Genomic DNA, 15204 nt, shown 5'->3' on the forward strand with positions numbered 1-15204 from the left:
ATTAATTGAGCCGCAAAATTATAGCTCAAAGACATGAAAAAGCCGGACAAGCTTTCGCCTGCCCGGCTGCGATATTTTCTCATGTCTCTAGCTTAGTGAGAACGCATTCTTTGTGAATATATCACAATACGATCATGACACTCAGTCCACTTTACCTGCCAGCTTTAGTGGATATCATTGCTACGACGATCAAACACCACTTTTTCCACATCCGCAAAACGCTCTGCAAAATGCACAGTCATGCCTTCTTTCACTGACTCCGGTAACTCCTCATAATCACGACGATTAGGTTCCGGTAGAATCACTTCGCTGATTTTACTGCGCTTGGCGGCAATGATTTTCTCACGAATACCGCCAACGGCAAGCACCTGGCCGGTGAGCGTTAACTCTCCTGTCATCGCCAAGCCTTTACGTATTGGTTTTCCTTTCGCTAAGGACAGTAAAGCCGTTGCCATGGTCACCCCAGCACTTGGGCCATCTTTTGGGGTAGCCCCTTCTGGTACATGCAAATGCACCAAACATTTATCGAAAAACTCCGGATGGCTTTGGTAACTCTTGGTATGAGAAAAAACATAGGAATACGCAATATCAGCCGATTCCTTCATCACATCCCCTAGCTTCCCGGTGAGTTTTAGACCACGGGTTAATTCATGCACCTTATTGGCTTCAATGGACAAGGTCGCACCGCCCATAGAGGTCCACGCGAGTCCCGTTACAACGCCTACACCTTGCAAGTTTTTCTCTGGACGGAAGTAAGGCATACCCAATAGAGTCTCTACGTCTTTCACCCCCACATTGATGGTTTCTTTTTCTCCGGTGAGCAGTTCCACGACCGACTTACGCAATACTTTTTGCAGTAATTTATCCAAGCCACGCACACCCGCCTCACGAGCATAATGCTCAATAATGTGGCGCAATGCGGCATCGGTAATGTTTAGCTGTTTTTTCAACAGTTTGTTTTTCTTCAACAGCTTAGGCCACAAGTGCTGCTTGGCAATCATCAACTTTTCGTCGGCAATATAGCCTGATAAACGAATCACATCCATGCGATCCAGCAACGGTGCGGGTATGGTATCCAGCTGATTAGCCGTGCACACAAATAAGGCTTTAGACAAATCGATGCGCATGTCTAAATAGTGGTCTAAGAACTCACTATTCTGTTCAGGATCCAGAGCTTCTAGAAGCGCTGATGCCGGATCACCTTGAAAAGAAGAGCCGATCTTATCCACCTCATCCAGCATGATCACAGGGTTTTCCACTTCAACGTCTTTTAATGCTTGGACAAATTTTCCTGGTAAGGCCCCAATATAAGTTCGACGATGACCTTTGATTTCCGCTTCATCGCGCATCCCTCCCAAACTAAAGCGGTAAAACTTACGATTAAGTGATTCTGCGATGGACTTACCAATGGACGTTTTACCCACACCTGGCGGGCCAACCAATAGCAAAATGGAGCCCCCCATTTCTCCTCGCTGAGCCCCTAAAGCCAAGAATTCAACAATGCGGTCTTTAATATCCCCTAGACCAGAGTGATGGGAGTCCAGTACCTCACGCGCTGCTTTAATATCTAAATTGTCTTTTGACTGAACGCCCCATGGTAAAGCGGTTGCCCAATCCAAATAATTACGCGTCACACCGTATTCTGGTGATCCGGTTTCTAGAATACTCAACTTATGAAGCTCTTCTTGAATTTTTTCCCTCACCGAGTCCGGAACCGTTTTGTCTTTTAAGCGCGCCTCAAAGGCTTCCACGTCGGCAGTTCGGTCATCTTTAGAAATGCCCAGTTCTTTTTGAATCACTTTTAACTGTTCTTTCAAAAAGAACTCTCGCTGATGCTCACTGATCTTAGTATTCACTTCAGCACTGATTTCATGCTGCAAACGTGCAATTTCCAACTCTTTGCGCAGCAATGTCAACGACAAATGCATACGAGGCTGCACCGGAATGGTCTCCAAAATTTCGTACAGATCCCCTCCATCAGCAGAGGTAATGGAGGCAGCAAAATCCGCCAACAAACCAGGTTCACTAAAGGAAAAACGGCCTAAATATTGGCGTAAGTCTTCACTGAATAAAGGGTTCAACCGAATGAGCTCTTTAATGGCATCTAAAATGGCAATCGAGTAGGCTTTCGACTCTTTGTCCGTTTCTTTTGAGTCCGTTAAATAACGCACCCGCGCCAAATAAGGCGTGCTATCACTCAGCCATTCAACAATTTCAAAACGCTTAATCCCTTGTGCTAAAAAGGTGATTTTATCGTTTTGTTTTTCCGCCTTATGAACCCTCGCCACACAACCAATAGTGCGGAAAGAGTCAACTGGTGGCGCTCCACTTGCGACTTTATCGGTATACACCAAACCCACTGCCGCTTGTGGATTATCGGCAATACGTTCTAATGATTCTTCCCATGGATCCGCATCCACCATAACGGGTTGCACTTGGGCTGGAAAAAACGGACGACTAGAAATCGGCAAAATGTACAAAGTATCTGGCAGCACGTCGTCCGGTAACGCCAACGCCTGTGGGTCGCTAATCACCACCTCTTCATTAGTATCATCCATCAATGACTCATCATATTGATCTGGGTACTGTTCCTCGTTACTCATATATATTCCCAATACGTCAAGATTAGTGTGTCTTGCTTTGTGGCAAACAATTCAATAAAAACAGTTGTTAAGTTTGCTTATTTATGTAGTGACAAACTGAATAAAAACAATCCCTAAGGAAATGAAACGGGCTCTTAAATCCTTATCCATTTGTCAGATGTCATAAACGTCACCATTCATTCATACAATGATTTATCGATTATGACTGAGTAGACAGGATTATTTATTCACAGAGAAAGCATTGTGGTATTATTCCTGCAAGCAACCAGAAATAACGGCATAGCATCCGCTTGGTTCTCTATTCGAAAAAAGGACACCAACATGACTCGTGACGAGATATTAAGTACTTACACTGACATTTCAATCATTGAACACCCCTTCGTCAAACACAAGCTAACCAGTCTTCGAGACAAAAACACCAGTACCCGTGAATTTCGCATGTTAGTCGAAGAGCTCGGCACACTCATTGGGTATGAAGCAACACGGGATTTGGAAACGGTTGATACAGAAGTTGAGACCCCCCTGGAAACAACATTAAGCCCAGTCCTCAAAGGCAAAAAGCTGTGTATCGTCACCATCATGCGAGCTGGAAACGGTTTAGCAGAAGGAGTATTAAAACTATCCCCTTCCGCCCGTGTCGGTCATGTGGGCATGTACCGCGACCCAGATACCAAACAGCCCGTTGAGTACTACCTTAAAATGCCACATTCCATCAACGAAAGAACCATTATCGTAGTCGATCCAATGCTTGCAACAGGTAACTCTGCCATTGCCGCAATTAGTAAAATGAAAGACATGGGCGCGAAAGACATTCGTTTTATTTGCCTATTTGCCGCCCCAGAAGGCATTGAAGCGTTTAAAAAAGCACATCCAGACGTCCCCATGTTTATCGGCGTGATTGACCGTGAGTTAGACGACCATGCTTATATTCGACCAGGTGTTGGGGACGCAGGTGACCGCATTTACGGTACTCGTTAATCAGACAAAAGCTATAAAACATTAGCTTAACGATATAAACGCAAAAAGCGCCTGTCGATATCAACAGGCGCTTTTTCATTGAGTAAACAGTGGAAAGCTTGATCGCCTAGCCTTTCACACCAAGATAGACTCCTGCCAAGGCCATAATGCTACCTGCCGAGCGATTCAATCCTTTCACCGCTTTTTCAGATTTCATGTAACGCCGAGCCTGAGAGGCACTCACCGCAATCAAGATTAACCCCAGCATCAAAGCAGAAAAGGCCAATGCGGCGGCCAAGACAATATCCGTCCCATGCAAAGCCGTCACATCCATAAAGCTTGGCAAAAATGCTACATAAAATAAGATGACTTTCGGGTTAGAAGCCGAAATCAGAAAGCCCTGCAAAAAGCTCGCGATTCCCTGCTTAGCCACTTTATTATCCGTGACGGACAGATCCTGAGTAATAGGAGCGGTCCACATTTTCCAACCAAGATACAACAGATAAGCCGCACCACAATAGCGAATCACGGAAAATAACAGTTCCCATTTAGCCGCAATGGCGGCTAAGCCATAGCAGGCCATGACCAAATACACGATATCGCTTAAGGCCATGCCAGCACACAGGGCGATGGACTGCCTTGCTCCTTTCACTAAGCTTCGACCAATAATTGCGAACACCCCAGGGCCTGGTGTGATACTAAAAATAAAAATCGCCACAAAGAACGTTAGAGCACTCTGAATGGTCATCAGCTTTCCTCCCTAACACCACAACCTGCCAACACCATACGTGTCAAAAATTGCTTTGCTTCATCATAGTCAGACTCTTCAAGCTGATCTTTCTTCAGCACAATTTTTACTTGAGCATCAAAATCCGCATAGGTTTGTGTCATCGCCCACAAACTGATAAAAAGATGCTCGGTAGAAATGGGGTCCATTAACCCTTGATCCACCCATGCTTGAATCGTCTTAGATTCTCGGCTTAATTCAGAGACAAAATACTCACGAAGAAAATCCAGCACAAAAGCCTCTTCGCCGATCAAAGCCATCGCAAAGACTTTCGAAGCACTTACATTCATTCGCGATTGATCAATTTTCTCACTAATATAGCGAGTCAAATTGGCTTTAGGACCCTCTTCAAGAGTAAAACGACTCACCGAATCCAACCATAGCGTTAGAATTTTTTCGAGTACCGCTTCTAATAAATCTTTTTTAGAGCGATAGTAATAATGAACATTTGCCTTCGGCAAACCTGCCTCATCGGCAATCATTTGTGTCGTGGTTTTAGCCAATCCCTGACGTGCAAACACACGCTCCGCTGCATCCAAAATTAAGGTTTGATTATGCTCACGGATATGAGTTTTTAATTGATCTTTTGGTCGTTTTGCTTCTGACAAAATAAAACCTCTTTAACTGACGTCATGAAATGGGCAAATAGCATTATAACGCGAAGATGGATGGCTTTGGCACTAGAGAAATTACTAGAAAAAACGACAATGGATTAAAAACACACGACTTAAAGGATGGAAAGCGATGACAAGGCATAAAAAAAGGGAGCAAAAGCTCCCCATTTCCCCTCACAGCAGAGACGAAAAAAGATGATTAGGCATTCATCATTTACGCTAACTGCTGCACCACGTTGGCTCTTTTATGTGTGCTATTAAGCCATTCATAACTCATAACACCATATTCTTCTGAGGCAGATCGCCCCAAACCACTTGGCTTCTTTTCGTTTAGAAAAATAACCAAATGGTCAGTAATTTAATTTTTAAGAATTATAGGCATCTTTTTGCTCAACGCAATAGCTATGAAATAAAAAGTTGACCGTTTGTACAAATTTACACATTTGCTTTATTTTTACTCGACTGATTATTGGTCGGCTTAGAAAACACAACACAATTTCGCCCTTTGCGCTTAGCCTGATACAACGCCTTATCCGCACGTGTTAATACCTCATCAGCCAGCTCCCCTGGGGTCGATAGAGCAACGCCAAAACTGGCGGTTACACTGGCCTCAATGGTTTTCTTCTTTTTAGGGTCATAGACTTCAACAGGCATGGTTTCAATCTGAGTTTTAACCTCCTCTAAAATTGGCTCAATATCGTTCAGCACTTTGGCGCGAAAGACCACAGTAAACTCCTCACCACCAAAGCGATACGCTCTCCCAGGGTAAGAAAAACGCTGTAATTGACGGGCCACATGAGCCAATACTTTATCCCCCATATCATGTCCATAAGTATCATTAAATGCCTTAAAATGATCCACATCTGCCATCACCAAAGCATACTTCCCTGATAATCCAAGTAAGCTTTCATTCAAAGCACGTCGCCCTGGCAAGGTTGTCAACTCATCCAGATACGCCATTCGATGGCTTTCCATCAACAAAAAGAGCAGCCACACAAGACACTGTGCAGACAACAGCACATCGACCTGATTCTGCGAAACAGAAAACAGACTCATGATCATTAAACCAACGATACTCATCAAGGAACTGGCACAAAAAGCATCACTGGCAAACCACCATGAGCAGCCAGTTACCATCAAACTAACCGCCAAAACACACCACAACAACAGCGTAGACCATGTTATTTGGAAAGATAAAAATGGCTGATCCAGAAAGGAAAAAGACACCCATTTAGCATCAACGGCGTAACACCATGCCAGTAGCATGGAAATGAATAAAAAGCGGTTCACAACAAAGCGGTTGAAAAAACCACGTTCACGCACAAAACTTAATAAGGCAATGCAAAAGCAGGATACAGACAAATAAGCACTTACTGATTCCGAGCTGGAAAGCCCATATACTTTGGGTATCAACAGCAAACAGATCACAACAAGCACACGCCCTTTGTTGAAGTGCCAAGCTAACAACACCGCAACAACCGATAAAATGGCAGGTAGCCACGGCAATAAAGCAATCCACAGAGGTGGCAGATGGCTGATGTATAAACTACCGTACACACTAGCCAGTAAGATAAAGCACGGTATCAACAACGACTGAAAACGCTCAATCATAGATACCAACACATCGAATCATTCGATTAAAAAGGATCAATATTACGCTCCGAAACTACTCGATATTCATTGATAATAAACAGATTGATACTCACTAGGAGAACCACATGGGATTACTCATTGACGGCCAATGGGCAGACAAATGGTACGACACTGACAGCACTGGCGGAAAATTTGTACGCAGCGAATCAGCATTCCGCAACTGGATCGTCAGCCCAACCGATTATGACAGCGCCAACTCAAACCATTTTCCAGCAGAGCCAGGTCGATACCACCTTTATGTTTCTCTTGCTTGTCCTTGGGCTCACCGAACACTTATTTTTCGCCAACTCAAAGACTTAGAAGATCTCATATCCGTTAGCTGTGTCCACCCCGATATGCTGTCAAATGGCTGGGAGTTCAAAGAAGATCCCAACTTTCAGGATCCGTATATCGACATGGGCGATCCACTCTATCACTCAAACTTTGCTCATCAACTTTATACAAGAGCCAAAGCAGACTACAGCGGCCGTGTTACGGTCCCCATATTATGGGACAAGCAAACGCAAACCATTGTATCAAATGAATCCGCCGACATTATTCGCATGTTTAACTCGGCGTTCAATAGCCTCACAGGCAACACTCTGGACTTTTATCCCAGCGAACGCTCATCTGACATAGATAGCATTAATCAGCGAGTTTATGATACCGTCAATAACGGTGTATATAAATGTGGCTTTGCCACCACTCAACAGGCTTATCAAGAAGCACTTGAGCCATTATTCAGCACTTTAGATGACATCGAAGAGACACTAAAACACTCCGCTTTTCTCGTTGGTGATGAACAAACGGAAGCGGATTGGCGCCTTTTTACCACTCTCATTCGCTTTGATGCTGTCTATTTTGGTCACTTCAAATGCAACCTGAAAAGAATAATAGACTACCCTAATCTAAACAGATACTTACAAAAACTTTTCAATACAAAAAATGTCTCTAATACCGTCAATTTACAACATATAAAACGCCATTACTATTACAGTCACGATATGATAAACCCGACCAGAATCGTTCCAGAGGGCCCAACTACACTGTTTCGTCAAACTTAGTGAAAGATAACCAATATTAAGATAAAGCCAAGGAGATAAATGATAAAGCTATTAAAGTGAGCGTTTTTTCGAGATAATGGGTTCACTTTTTTATAAAAATACACTTAAGAAGAAAAGCCTCATTTAAATCAATGAGCTTTGCGAAATCGAGACCCGTTGTCGTTTATGGAAAGAAAAATTCTCTGGCTTATATCATTTGCTCTCATTTTTATCCTCTGGTTAAAAATAGAATCCGTCAGCAAGTTGAACAAAAAAAGCACATCACCTGCTTCATCTGGACAGATGTCTAGTGAACAATCATCTGATGAAGAAGCAAGCTTAGAGGATCAGGCAAATGCATCTGGCAAGAGCTCAGCAGAAGAACAAGATTATTTCAAGAAGCACCCTATTACAGTTAAAACACCTGACTTTGCGGCGATAAAAGATGTGAATAAGCGCAAAAAAGTCTTTTTCAGTTTTATTAAACCTTTTGTCAATGAAAAAAATACCCAAATTCTTCAACAAAGAAAGCGCTTGTTCTCTTTGTTAGCTACGCTGAAAAAAGGGGATTCTTTGTCAGCAAAAGATAAAGCTTGGCTTGCGGACTTAAGATCCAGCAGCGGTCTTGATAAAGTGGACAGCCCAAGTGTCAATGACATAAAGCAATTGCTTAACTATATCGACATTGTGCCAAGCTCCTTAGTACTTGCTCAGGCGGCAAATGAATCGGCATGGGGAACCTCTAGATTTGCGACGGAAGGAAATAATTATTTTGGTCAGTGGTGTTTTAAAAAAGGTTGTGGACTAGTACCTGAAGCAAGGGATGATGGTGCTGCACATGAAGTAAGGAAATTTAATGATGCTAGAGAATCCGTGTTTTCCTACATTGACAACCTTAACCAAAACCCCGCCTACAAAAAGCTAAGAACGATCCGAGCCAACTTGCGCAAAGACCACGACCCCATTACAGGGCTCGCTCTTGTTCATGGCTTAGATAACTACTCGCAACGCGGACAGGCCTATGTTGACGAAATAGAAGGACTTATTGAATACAATAAATTGTGGCGTTTTAATACACTAAATGCCCCAAAAGTAAGTGTTAACTAATATACTAAAAGAAACAAAACAGAGGCTAAGCAAAAAAGCCTCTTAAAAACCTGTTGAGCCGATTGGAATAACATCTATTTCCATATCGTAGGGTGGCTAACTGAGCCTCCCTTCATTACAATAGCTCTAACTTTTACCCATTTTAAAACGAGGAAATTCAATTGGCCCGTTTACCTGTTATTATTGGCTTTGGCGGAATAAATTCAGCTGGCCGCAGCTCTTCACATCAAGCCTATCGCCGTATTGTTTTTGACCTCCTACCAAGTCATATGCAGCAAGATGTGCTACTTGATCTTGCGACATTAACAAACGCAGCTGACTATAAAAATGGCTTATGGTACACCGAAGACGGTGAGGCGCTAGACGATATCGCGCTAATCGATAGCATCGGCGAAACGCTACTCGCCCAAACTCTGATTCGCCGCATTCACCCAAGTCTGTTTGATGTTGACCATGTCACGCTTCACAAGAAGTCTATCCTTGCACCAAACAGCCAAGAAGAAAAACTCAGCTTTACGATCAAGACGCGCTCACTGCCCGATGATCGCCCAAGTAATTGGCATGTTGCGGCGATTTCAGACCACCTTTCCCGGGTGACAGTAGACGGTAACCTAGAAACCTTTATCAAAGATACGAAATCGTTATCGGTCAAATCTGCTGGACAACTTCCCACAGGCTTTGATGCGGCCAAGCTTTACCAAAGCCGCAACCATCCTCGCGGTTTGCAAATGACGGTTTACGGTGCTTCGGATGCATTACAAAGCACAGGGATTGACTGGGAAGTGATTCGCAGCAAAGTAGCCCCCGATGAAATGGCCGTTTACGCAGCCAATTCTATTGGTCAAATGGACGACTTAGGTTTTGGCGGCATGCTCAAATCGGCTTTGATGGGTAAACGTACCACGTCTAAACATTTGCCATTGGGCTATGCCCAAATGCCAGCCGATTTTGTGAACGCTTACCTGCTAGGCAGTGTTGGTAGTGTCGGCACATCCATTGGTGCCTGTGCGACCTATTTCTTCAATCTGGAAAAAGCCGTTGAAGGCATTAAGACAGGGAAATTCCGTGTCGCCATGGTAGGGGGAAGTGACGCTCCGATCACCCCTGAAGTCATCGAAGGCTTTCGCACTATGGGCGCCTTAGCAGAAGATACCGCACTGCTCGCACTTGATCAGATATCCAATCAGGCGGAACCAGATCATACCCGCAGCTGTCGCCCATTCGCACAAAACTGCGGTTTTACCATTGGAGAGTCTAGCCAATGGACGCTACTCATGGATGATGAACTGGCAATAGAACTTGGTGCGGAAATTTATGGCGCCATTCCTGCCGTTTACTCACACGCTGACGGCCATAAAAAATCCATTTCGGCCCCCGGTGTTGGCAACTATCTCACCATGACAAAAGCCATGGCTTACCTACAGAACATGATCGGTAAAACAGGCTTAACTGAGCGAACGTTCATTCAGGCTCATGGCACCAGCACCCCCCAAAACCGTGTCACAGAATCTCATGTGCTGAGCAAAGCAGCAACCAGCTTTGGGGCGACAGACATGCCCGTCACGGCCGTAAAAGCCTATATTGGCCACTCTCAAGGCACCGCTGGTGGCGATCAACTACATCTCTCTTTAGGAGTGTGGAAGCACGGCATTCTTCCTGGAATAATTACCTCTCAAGCCTTAGCGGATGACGTATACCAAGAAGGCTTGCACTTCCAATTGAAACACCAAGAATATGGCAGCGAGTATTTTGATGCCGCTCTTCTCAATTCAAAAGGCTTTGGCGGCAACAATGCGACAGCTATCCTCCTTGCTCCTCACAAAGTGATGAGTATGCTAAGCAAACGCTATTCACAAGAACAAATGGCCGACTATAAAGAGAAAAACCAACAGATTCAAATCGCTGCAGAAGCCTATAACCAAGCGGCCATTCACGGTGAAAGCCATCCTATTTATAAATTTGGTTTCCACGTTTTGGGCGGTGAAGACTTAATCATGTCGGAGTCTGAAATCCAACTGCCAGGCTATGATATCCCAGTGTCGTTAAAGGTTAATAACGATTTTGATGATATTTGCTAGCCCATAACCGCCCAATCCATCGGTCATAACACAAAAAAACGCAAAGAACCCAAAGCTCTTTGCGTTTTTTTATAAAGTCTATTCAGAATATTTGCTAGGCTAGTCCGCTTTGAAAATAGCGCCTACCTAACCTTTAAAAATAGATCGAGAAGAACGCCACAAAGGCAACACGATAGAAGATATCAAGCAACTGACGGCGCCAAACGACAATAGGTAAATACAGGTTGATTCCGTTAAGTGCAAATACACGCTTATGAAGACAAAATTAGGTAGCACGCAACACACCCAAACCCCAATAATCACCAGCATCATGGAAAAGCTTGATGGAGACTTCACTTTTATCAATAACCACGCGGTAAAATACACATACACAAAAGCAGCCAGACAGAAAAACACCACCGTTTTCGGACTTGGCAAAGGCGCCGCACTTTGACCACTGCTTAACAGTGAAGACGGCGCGGCTGAGTACCACAAAAATCCAACCAGAAGTTGCAATAAAAACACTAATATGACCGCTTTGTGATTGATTCTATTCACGTCAAACCCTAACTAATGATTAATTCGTTTTATAAAGCTCTTTGACTAAATTGCGCAGGTTAGATCGCCAAGGACGCTGCTTAACACCATAATGGTTAAATACCCTACGACAGGACAAAGACTGCCTTTTTATTTGTGTTACCTCGCCATCCATGACCAACAGAGAATCCTCTATCGCTTCCACCTCGACATTGACCTTGGGGTCTATTTGACCAGACGTCGCCAAAATTGCCTCAACCAAACCGATCCAGCTAATTTCTTCAGCACAGCAATAATGATAAATCCCTGTGTTTTTTGCCCCATAATGGCGCTGCTTAATCACAGACAATGCCACACGAGCAAGATCCGATACCGGTGTAGGACATCCCACCAAATTATCTTTATAAGCCAAATTAACGCCATCTTGAATCAGGCCAAGTGTGCGACAAACAAAGTCATCACTGTGCCCACTAAACAACCAGCCCGTTCGTAATACAATATTCTGCTCATAACGCAGCACAATCTCTTCGGATGCAATCAACATACGAGCATAGGAGTCTGTTCCGTCCGGTTCATCTGTCTCTAGATAGGAGCCAGACTTCTCCCCCGAAAACACTCTTACTGAGCTGATCATCACAATCGGTGCGGTCTTCTTTTCACTTAACAAAGACAATACATATTGCACTTTGGAATAGTCATCTTGCAATGCATGGCGCAGACTTAATGCGTCAATAACCACATCGTACTGCAGCGCTTCCAATTCCGCCTCAACCTGGCTCCCCAACAATATATTTTCTGAGGGACAAAGCCATTCAAACTCATTCTGATCCTTCGAAAAAGCCAATAAGGCGTTCCCAATTTCCGTGTCTGACCCTAATAGCAAAATACGTATTGGCGCATTAATATCGTGTTGGTTACTCAACGTTCATCCTCATACCACTCAGGAAAGACTCTAAGCAGATTCTTTTTTGCTTGTTTTGCAATATCATTTACCTCCTGACCTCTTAACTCGGCCAGGCAAAAAGCCACTTTAGGGACATTCAAAGGCGTGTTCACTTGCCCTTGAAAACCATGTAACGGCATATCAGGCGAATCCGTTTCCAATACATACGCCTGACCGTCTATTTGTTGTGCCACTCGATGGGCCTTTTTTGCCCGAGGGTAAGTAATGGTGCCGCCTACCCCTAACAAAAAGCCTCGCTCAACAAATCGGTTAGCTTGCTCTAGACTACCATTAAAGGCATGAACAATCCCACCACAGGTATGATTTGCATCACCAATCATCTTTAAAACCACATCATAACTTTTACGAGCATGTAAAATAACTGGCAGCCTTAACTCTCTTGCTACATTTAATTGAGCCGCAAAAAAGCGCTTTTGCACTTCCACGGCCACTGCATCAGGCCAGAAGTCGAGACCTATCTCGCCGATGGCCACCGCCTTTTCCTGCTCGCAGACGTCACCAAGCTTCTCAACACTCTTGATAGATTCGCTACGCAAGAAATAGGGATGTAAACCAAACGCCACTCGCCACATAGGATAAATAAGCGCAAGTTGCGCTACTTTTTGCCAACTCATATAAGTTGTCGCAGGCACCAAAAAATGCCGAACATTATTTTCCAGACAAGCAGACATCAACTCAGAACGAGAACGATCAAAAGCAGCAAAATCTAAATGGCAATGAGTATCCACATACATCCGTAAAGAGTACAACATGAGACGCCATCAGGCCAGATAGACCGACATAAGAAAGCCAAAAGCCGTGCTAAAAAACACGGCTTTTGAAAATTATTAAGCAAAAATAAAACTCAACTTAATAAACAGCACAATAAACAAACTACTATAAAACAGGACCAGCCTTAACGATTTTCTCCGATACGGTGTCGAACTTTTTAAAATTCTCAACAAACTGGCTGATCAACGTCTTCGCCTGCTCATGATAAGCAGTCTCGTCAGACCAAGTCTTACGAGGATTCAACAGCACACTATCAACACCAGGTACTTGAGTTGGAACGTTTAGGTTCACATCATCTAAATGCTCCGTCTCCACATCAACCAGTGCGCCCGATTGAATAGCAGCAATTACTGCGCGGGTCGTAGGAATACTAAAGCGCTTACCACCTTGACCATGGGCGCCCCCCGTCCAACCAGTGTTCACTAGATACACTCTACTACCAAACTCTTCGATACGCTTAATCAACAGGTCGGCATAAACATCCGCAGATCGTGGAAAGAAAGGCGCGCCAAAACAAGTCGAGAAAGTCGATTTTATCCCCGTACCTGCCCCCATTTCCGTAGAGCCAACTAGTGCGGTATAACCGCTCAAGAAATGGTAAGCTGCCGATTCTTTTGACAGGATAGAAACGGGAGGAAGAACCCCTGTTAGATCACAGGTTAAAAAGATAATAGCATTTGGCTCACCCGCGCGGTTGTCAGCAGCGCGTTTTTCTATATGCTCACGAGGATAACCAGCACGACCATTTTGTGTTAAAGACGTATCAGCATAATCCGCCACTCGCGTCTCTGGATCTAACACAACATTTTCCACGATCGTACCGAATTTAATCGCATCCCAAATAATAGGTTCATTCTTTTGAGAAAGATCGATGGTTTTCGCGTAGCAACCACCTTCAATATTGAAAACTGTGTCTTTGCCCCAACCGTGTTCGTCATCACCAATCAAGAAGCGTTCAGGATCCGCAGACAAGGTTGTTTTGCCCGTACCAGACAAACCGAAGAATAATGTCACATCGCCTTCTGTGCCAACGTTCGCCGCGCAGTGCATTGGCAATACATCGTGAGCAGGCAACAAATAATTCTGCACAGAGAACATGGCTTTTTTCATTTCACCTGCGTAACGCATACCTGCAATCAGTACTTTACGTTCAGCAAAGTTCAAAATCACACAACCATCTGAATTGGTGCCATCGCGTTCAGGTTCACACACAAAATTTGGCGCATTAAGAACCTGCCACTCTCCTTTATCACCAGGGTTATACACTTCTGGCCGAATAAACAAATTACGTCCAAACAGATGATGCCAAGCGGTCTCTGTCCGCATAATTACAGGTAAATAATATTCATCACCCGCACCAACATGAATCTTAGAAACAAACGACTCTTTAGCATTCAAATACGCTTCCACACGATCCCACAAGGGAGCGAACTTCGCCTCTGGGAAAGGTCGGTTGACAGGCCCCCAATGAATGCTGTCTTTGCTAGATGCTTCTTCCACAATAAAGCGATCCATAGGAGAGCGACCTGTACGCGCACCCGTTTCTACAACAAGTGCACCATTATCGGCAAGTACACCTTCGCCATTTTGCAGGGCTTTTTCAACTAACTGCGGTGTCGTTAAATTTAAATGAATGGTTGTAACCTCTGATGCGGCGCTCATTTGTATTAAATCCTCTGAACTAAAAAAAGTTTACCTGTACTGGGCATTTCCATTTATTATAGGAAATTAAAACTGGTAAGATTGATAGTAACAAAACAATCTAAAAAAAAGTATTGTTATAACAACATGTTATTTTATTACTGTTTTGTAATTTCACAAATCAAGGTAACCAGTTGATTTAAATAATTTTATTTAAAAAAACAAAAAAACGACGTTGTGCAGGTTGGCATTATTGCTCTATTTCTTGTTATTTTCTTTCTTTTTGGTGATTATGTGACTAAATAGTAAGCTACCTCTTGGTGTGATCTGCTTTTTTTGATCATTTCATTTCAATAACAAAGTGTCTTTTGTTAACGAAATAAGGAGCATTTATCGCCAACAACATTAAAATTTCACAATTATTAAGTTTTTTCTCGTCATTCTGCCCCTTAACTTGGGGGCTTCATGATAAGATTGGTTCTCGAATCCCC

Annotated in this window: 12 protein-coding genes; 4 read left to right on the top strand and 8 right to left on the bottom strand. The window is 43.7% G+C overall.

The window, feature by feature from the left end; translation table 11 throughout:
- Positions 1–164: 164 nt before the first annotated feature.
- A complete protein-coding gene (gene lon / locus AC0VYG_RS18180; protein WP_475429325.1) occupies positions 165–2603 on the bottom strand; it encodes an endopeptidase La in 2439 nt (812 codons plus the stop codon).
- 321 nt (positions 2604–2924) lie between these two features.
- On the opposite strand from lon, the gene upp reads away from it, so the two are divergent.
- A complete protein-coding gene (gene upp / locus AC0VYG_RS18185; protein ID WP_475429326.1) occupies positions 2925–3581 on the top strand; it encodes a uracil phosphoribosyltransferase in 657 nt (218 codons plus the stop codon).
- Between the two features lie 106 nt (positions 3582–3687).
- On the opposite strand, the gene AC0VYG_RS18190 is transcribed toward upp, so the two are convergent.
- From AC0VYG_RS18190 to AC0VYG_RS18200, 3 genes are all read right to left on the bottom strand, one after another.
- Positions 3688–4308, bottom strand: a complete 621-nt coding sequence (locus AC0VYG_RS18190) for a LysE family translocator (RefSeq protein WP_475429327.1) — start codon at positions 4306–4308, stop codon at positions 3688–3690.
- Positions 4308–4955 carry a TetR family transcriptional regulator C-terminal domain-containing protein gene (locus AC0VYG_RS18195; RefSeq protein ID WP_475429328.1) on the bottom strand — a complete coding sequence of 216 codons (648 nt, stop codon included), beginning with the start codon at positions 4953–4955 and terminating at the stop codon, positions 4308–4310. Before AC0VYG_RS18195 ends, AC0VYG_RS18190 begins: the two co-directional genes overlap by 1 nt.
- A gap of 441 nt (positions 4956–5396) precedes the next feature.
- Positions 5397–6572 carry a GGDEF domain-containing protein gene (locus AC0VYG_RS18200; protein WP_475429329.1) on the bottom strand — a complete coding sequence of 392 codons (1176 nt, stop codon included), beginning with the start codon at positions 6570–6572 and terminating at the stop codon, positions 5397–5399.
- 107 nt (positions 6573–6679) lie between these two features.
- On the opposite strand from AC0VYG_RS18200, the gene AC0VYG_RS18205 reads away from it, so the two are divergent.
- The 3 genes from AC0VYG_RS18205 (at position 6680) to AC0VYG_RS18215 (ending at position 10821) form a co-directional block, all read left to right on the top strand.
- On the top strand, positions 6680–7657 hold the full coding sequence (locus AC0VYG_RS18205) for a glutathione S-transferase family protein (RefSeq protein ID WP_475429330.1): 978 nt from the start codon (positions 6680–6682) through the stop codon (positions 7655–7657).
- 165 nt (positions 7658–7822) lie between these two features.
- Positions 7823–8743: a glucosaminidase domain-containing protein gene (locus AC0VYG_RS18210; protein WP_475429331.1), complete on the top strand. Its 921-nt coding sequence runs from the start codon at positions 7823–7825 to the stop codon at positions 8741–8743.
- 161 nt (positions 8744–8904) lie between these two features.
- The gene (locus AC0VYG_RS18215) at positions 8905–10821 is read left to right on the top strand and encodes a beta-ketoacyl synthase (RefSeq protein WP_475429332.1); all 1917 of its coding nucleotides are present in this window, start codon (positions 8905–8907) and stop codon (positions 10819–10821) included.
- Positions 10822–10947: 126 nt separating this feature from the next.
- On the opposite strand, the gene AC0VYG_RS18220 is transcribed toward AC0VYG_RS18215, so the two are convergent.
- The 4 genes from AC0VYG_RS18220 to AC0VYG_RS18235 form a co-directional block, all read right to left on the bottom strand.
- On the bottom strand, positions 10948–11358 hold the full coding sequence (locus tag AC0VYG_RS18220) for a hypothetical protein (RefSeq protein WP_475429333.1): 411 nt from the start codon (positions 11356–11358) through the stop codon (positions 10948–10950).
- A gap of 19 nt (positions 11359–11377) precedes the next feature.
- The gene (locus AC0VYG_RS18225) at positions 11378–12259 is read right to left on the bottom strand and encodes an SDR family oxidoreductase (RefSeq protein ID WP_475429334.1); all 882 of its coding nucleotides are present in this window, start codon (positions 12257–12259) and stop codon (positions 11378–11380) included.
- Entirely contained in the window at positions 12256–13053 is a 798-nt protein-coding gene (locus tag AC0VYG_RS18230) for a TatD family hydrolase (protein ID WP_475449871.1), read from the bottom strand. Before AC0VYG_RS18230 ends, AC0VYG_RS18225 begins: the two co-directional genes overlap by 4 nt.
- A gap of 124 nt (positions 13054–13177) precedes the next feature.
- A complete protein-coding gene (locus tag AC0VYG_RS18235; protein WP_475429337.1) occupies positions 13178–14734 on the bottom strand; it encodes a phosphoenolpyruvate carboxykinase in 1557 nt (518 codons plus the stop codon).
- Positions 14735–15204: the final 470 nt, after the last annotated feature.

It is taken from the genome of Marinomonas sp. 63XJN7_7_ISO-PGPR-S23-202, assembly GCF_056173505.1.

Bases quoted from the DNA above. Each gene is read 5' to 3' on its own strand.
- AC0VYG_RS18200 (WP_475429329.1), bottom strand. From the start codon at position 6,572: ATGATTGAGCGTTTTCAGTCGTTGTTGATACCGTGCTTTATCTTACTG.
- AC0VYG_RS18210 (WP_475429331.1), top strand. From the start codon at position 7,823: ATGGAAAGAAAAATTCTCTGGCTTATATCATTTGCTCTCATTTTTATC.
- AC0VYG_RS18190 (WP_475429327.1), bottom strand. From the start codon at position 4,308: ATGACCATTCAGAGTGCTCTAACGTTCTTTGTGGCGATTTTTATTTTT.
- AC0VYG_RS18230 (WP_475449871.1), bottom strand. From the start codon at position 13,053: ATGTTGTACTCTTTACGGATGTATGTGGATACTCATTGCCATTTAGAT.
- lon (WP_475429325.1), bottom strand. From the start codon at position 2,603: ATGAGTAACGAGGAACAGTACCCAGATCAATATGATGAGTCATTGATG.
- upp (WP_475429326.1), top strand. From the start codon at position 2,925: ATGACTCGTGACGAGATATTAAGTACTTACACTGACATTTCAATCATT.
- AC0VYG_RS18205 (WP_475429330.1), top strand. From the start codon at position 6,680: ATGGGATTACTCATTGACGGCCAATGGGCAGACAAATGGTACGACACT.
- AC0VYG_RS18235 (WP_475429337.1), bottom strand. From the start codon at position 14,734: ATGAGCGCCGCATCAGAGGTTACAACCATTCATTTAAATTTAACGACA.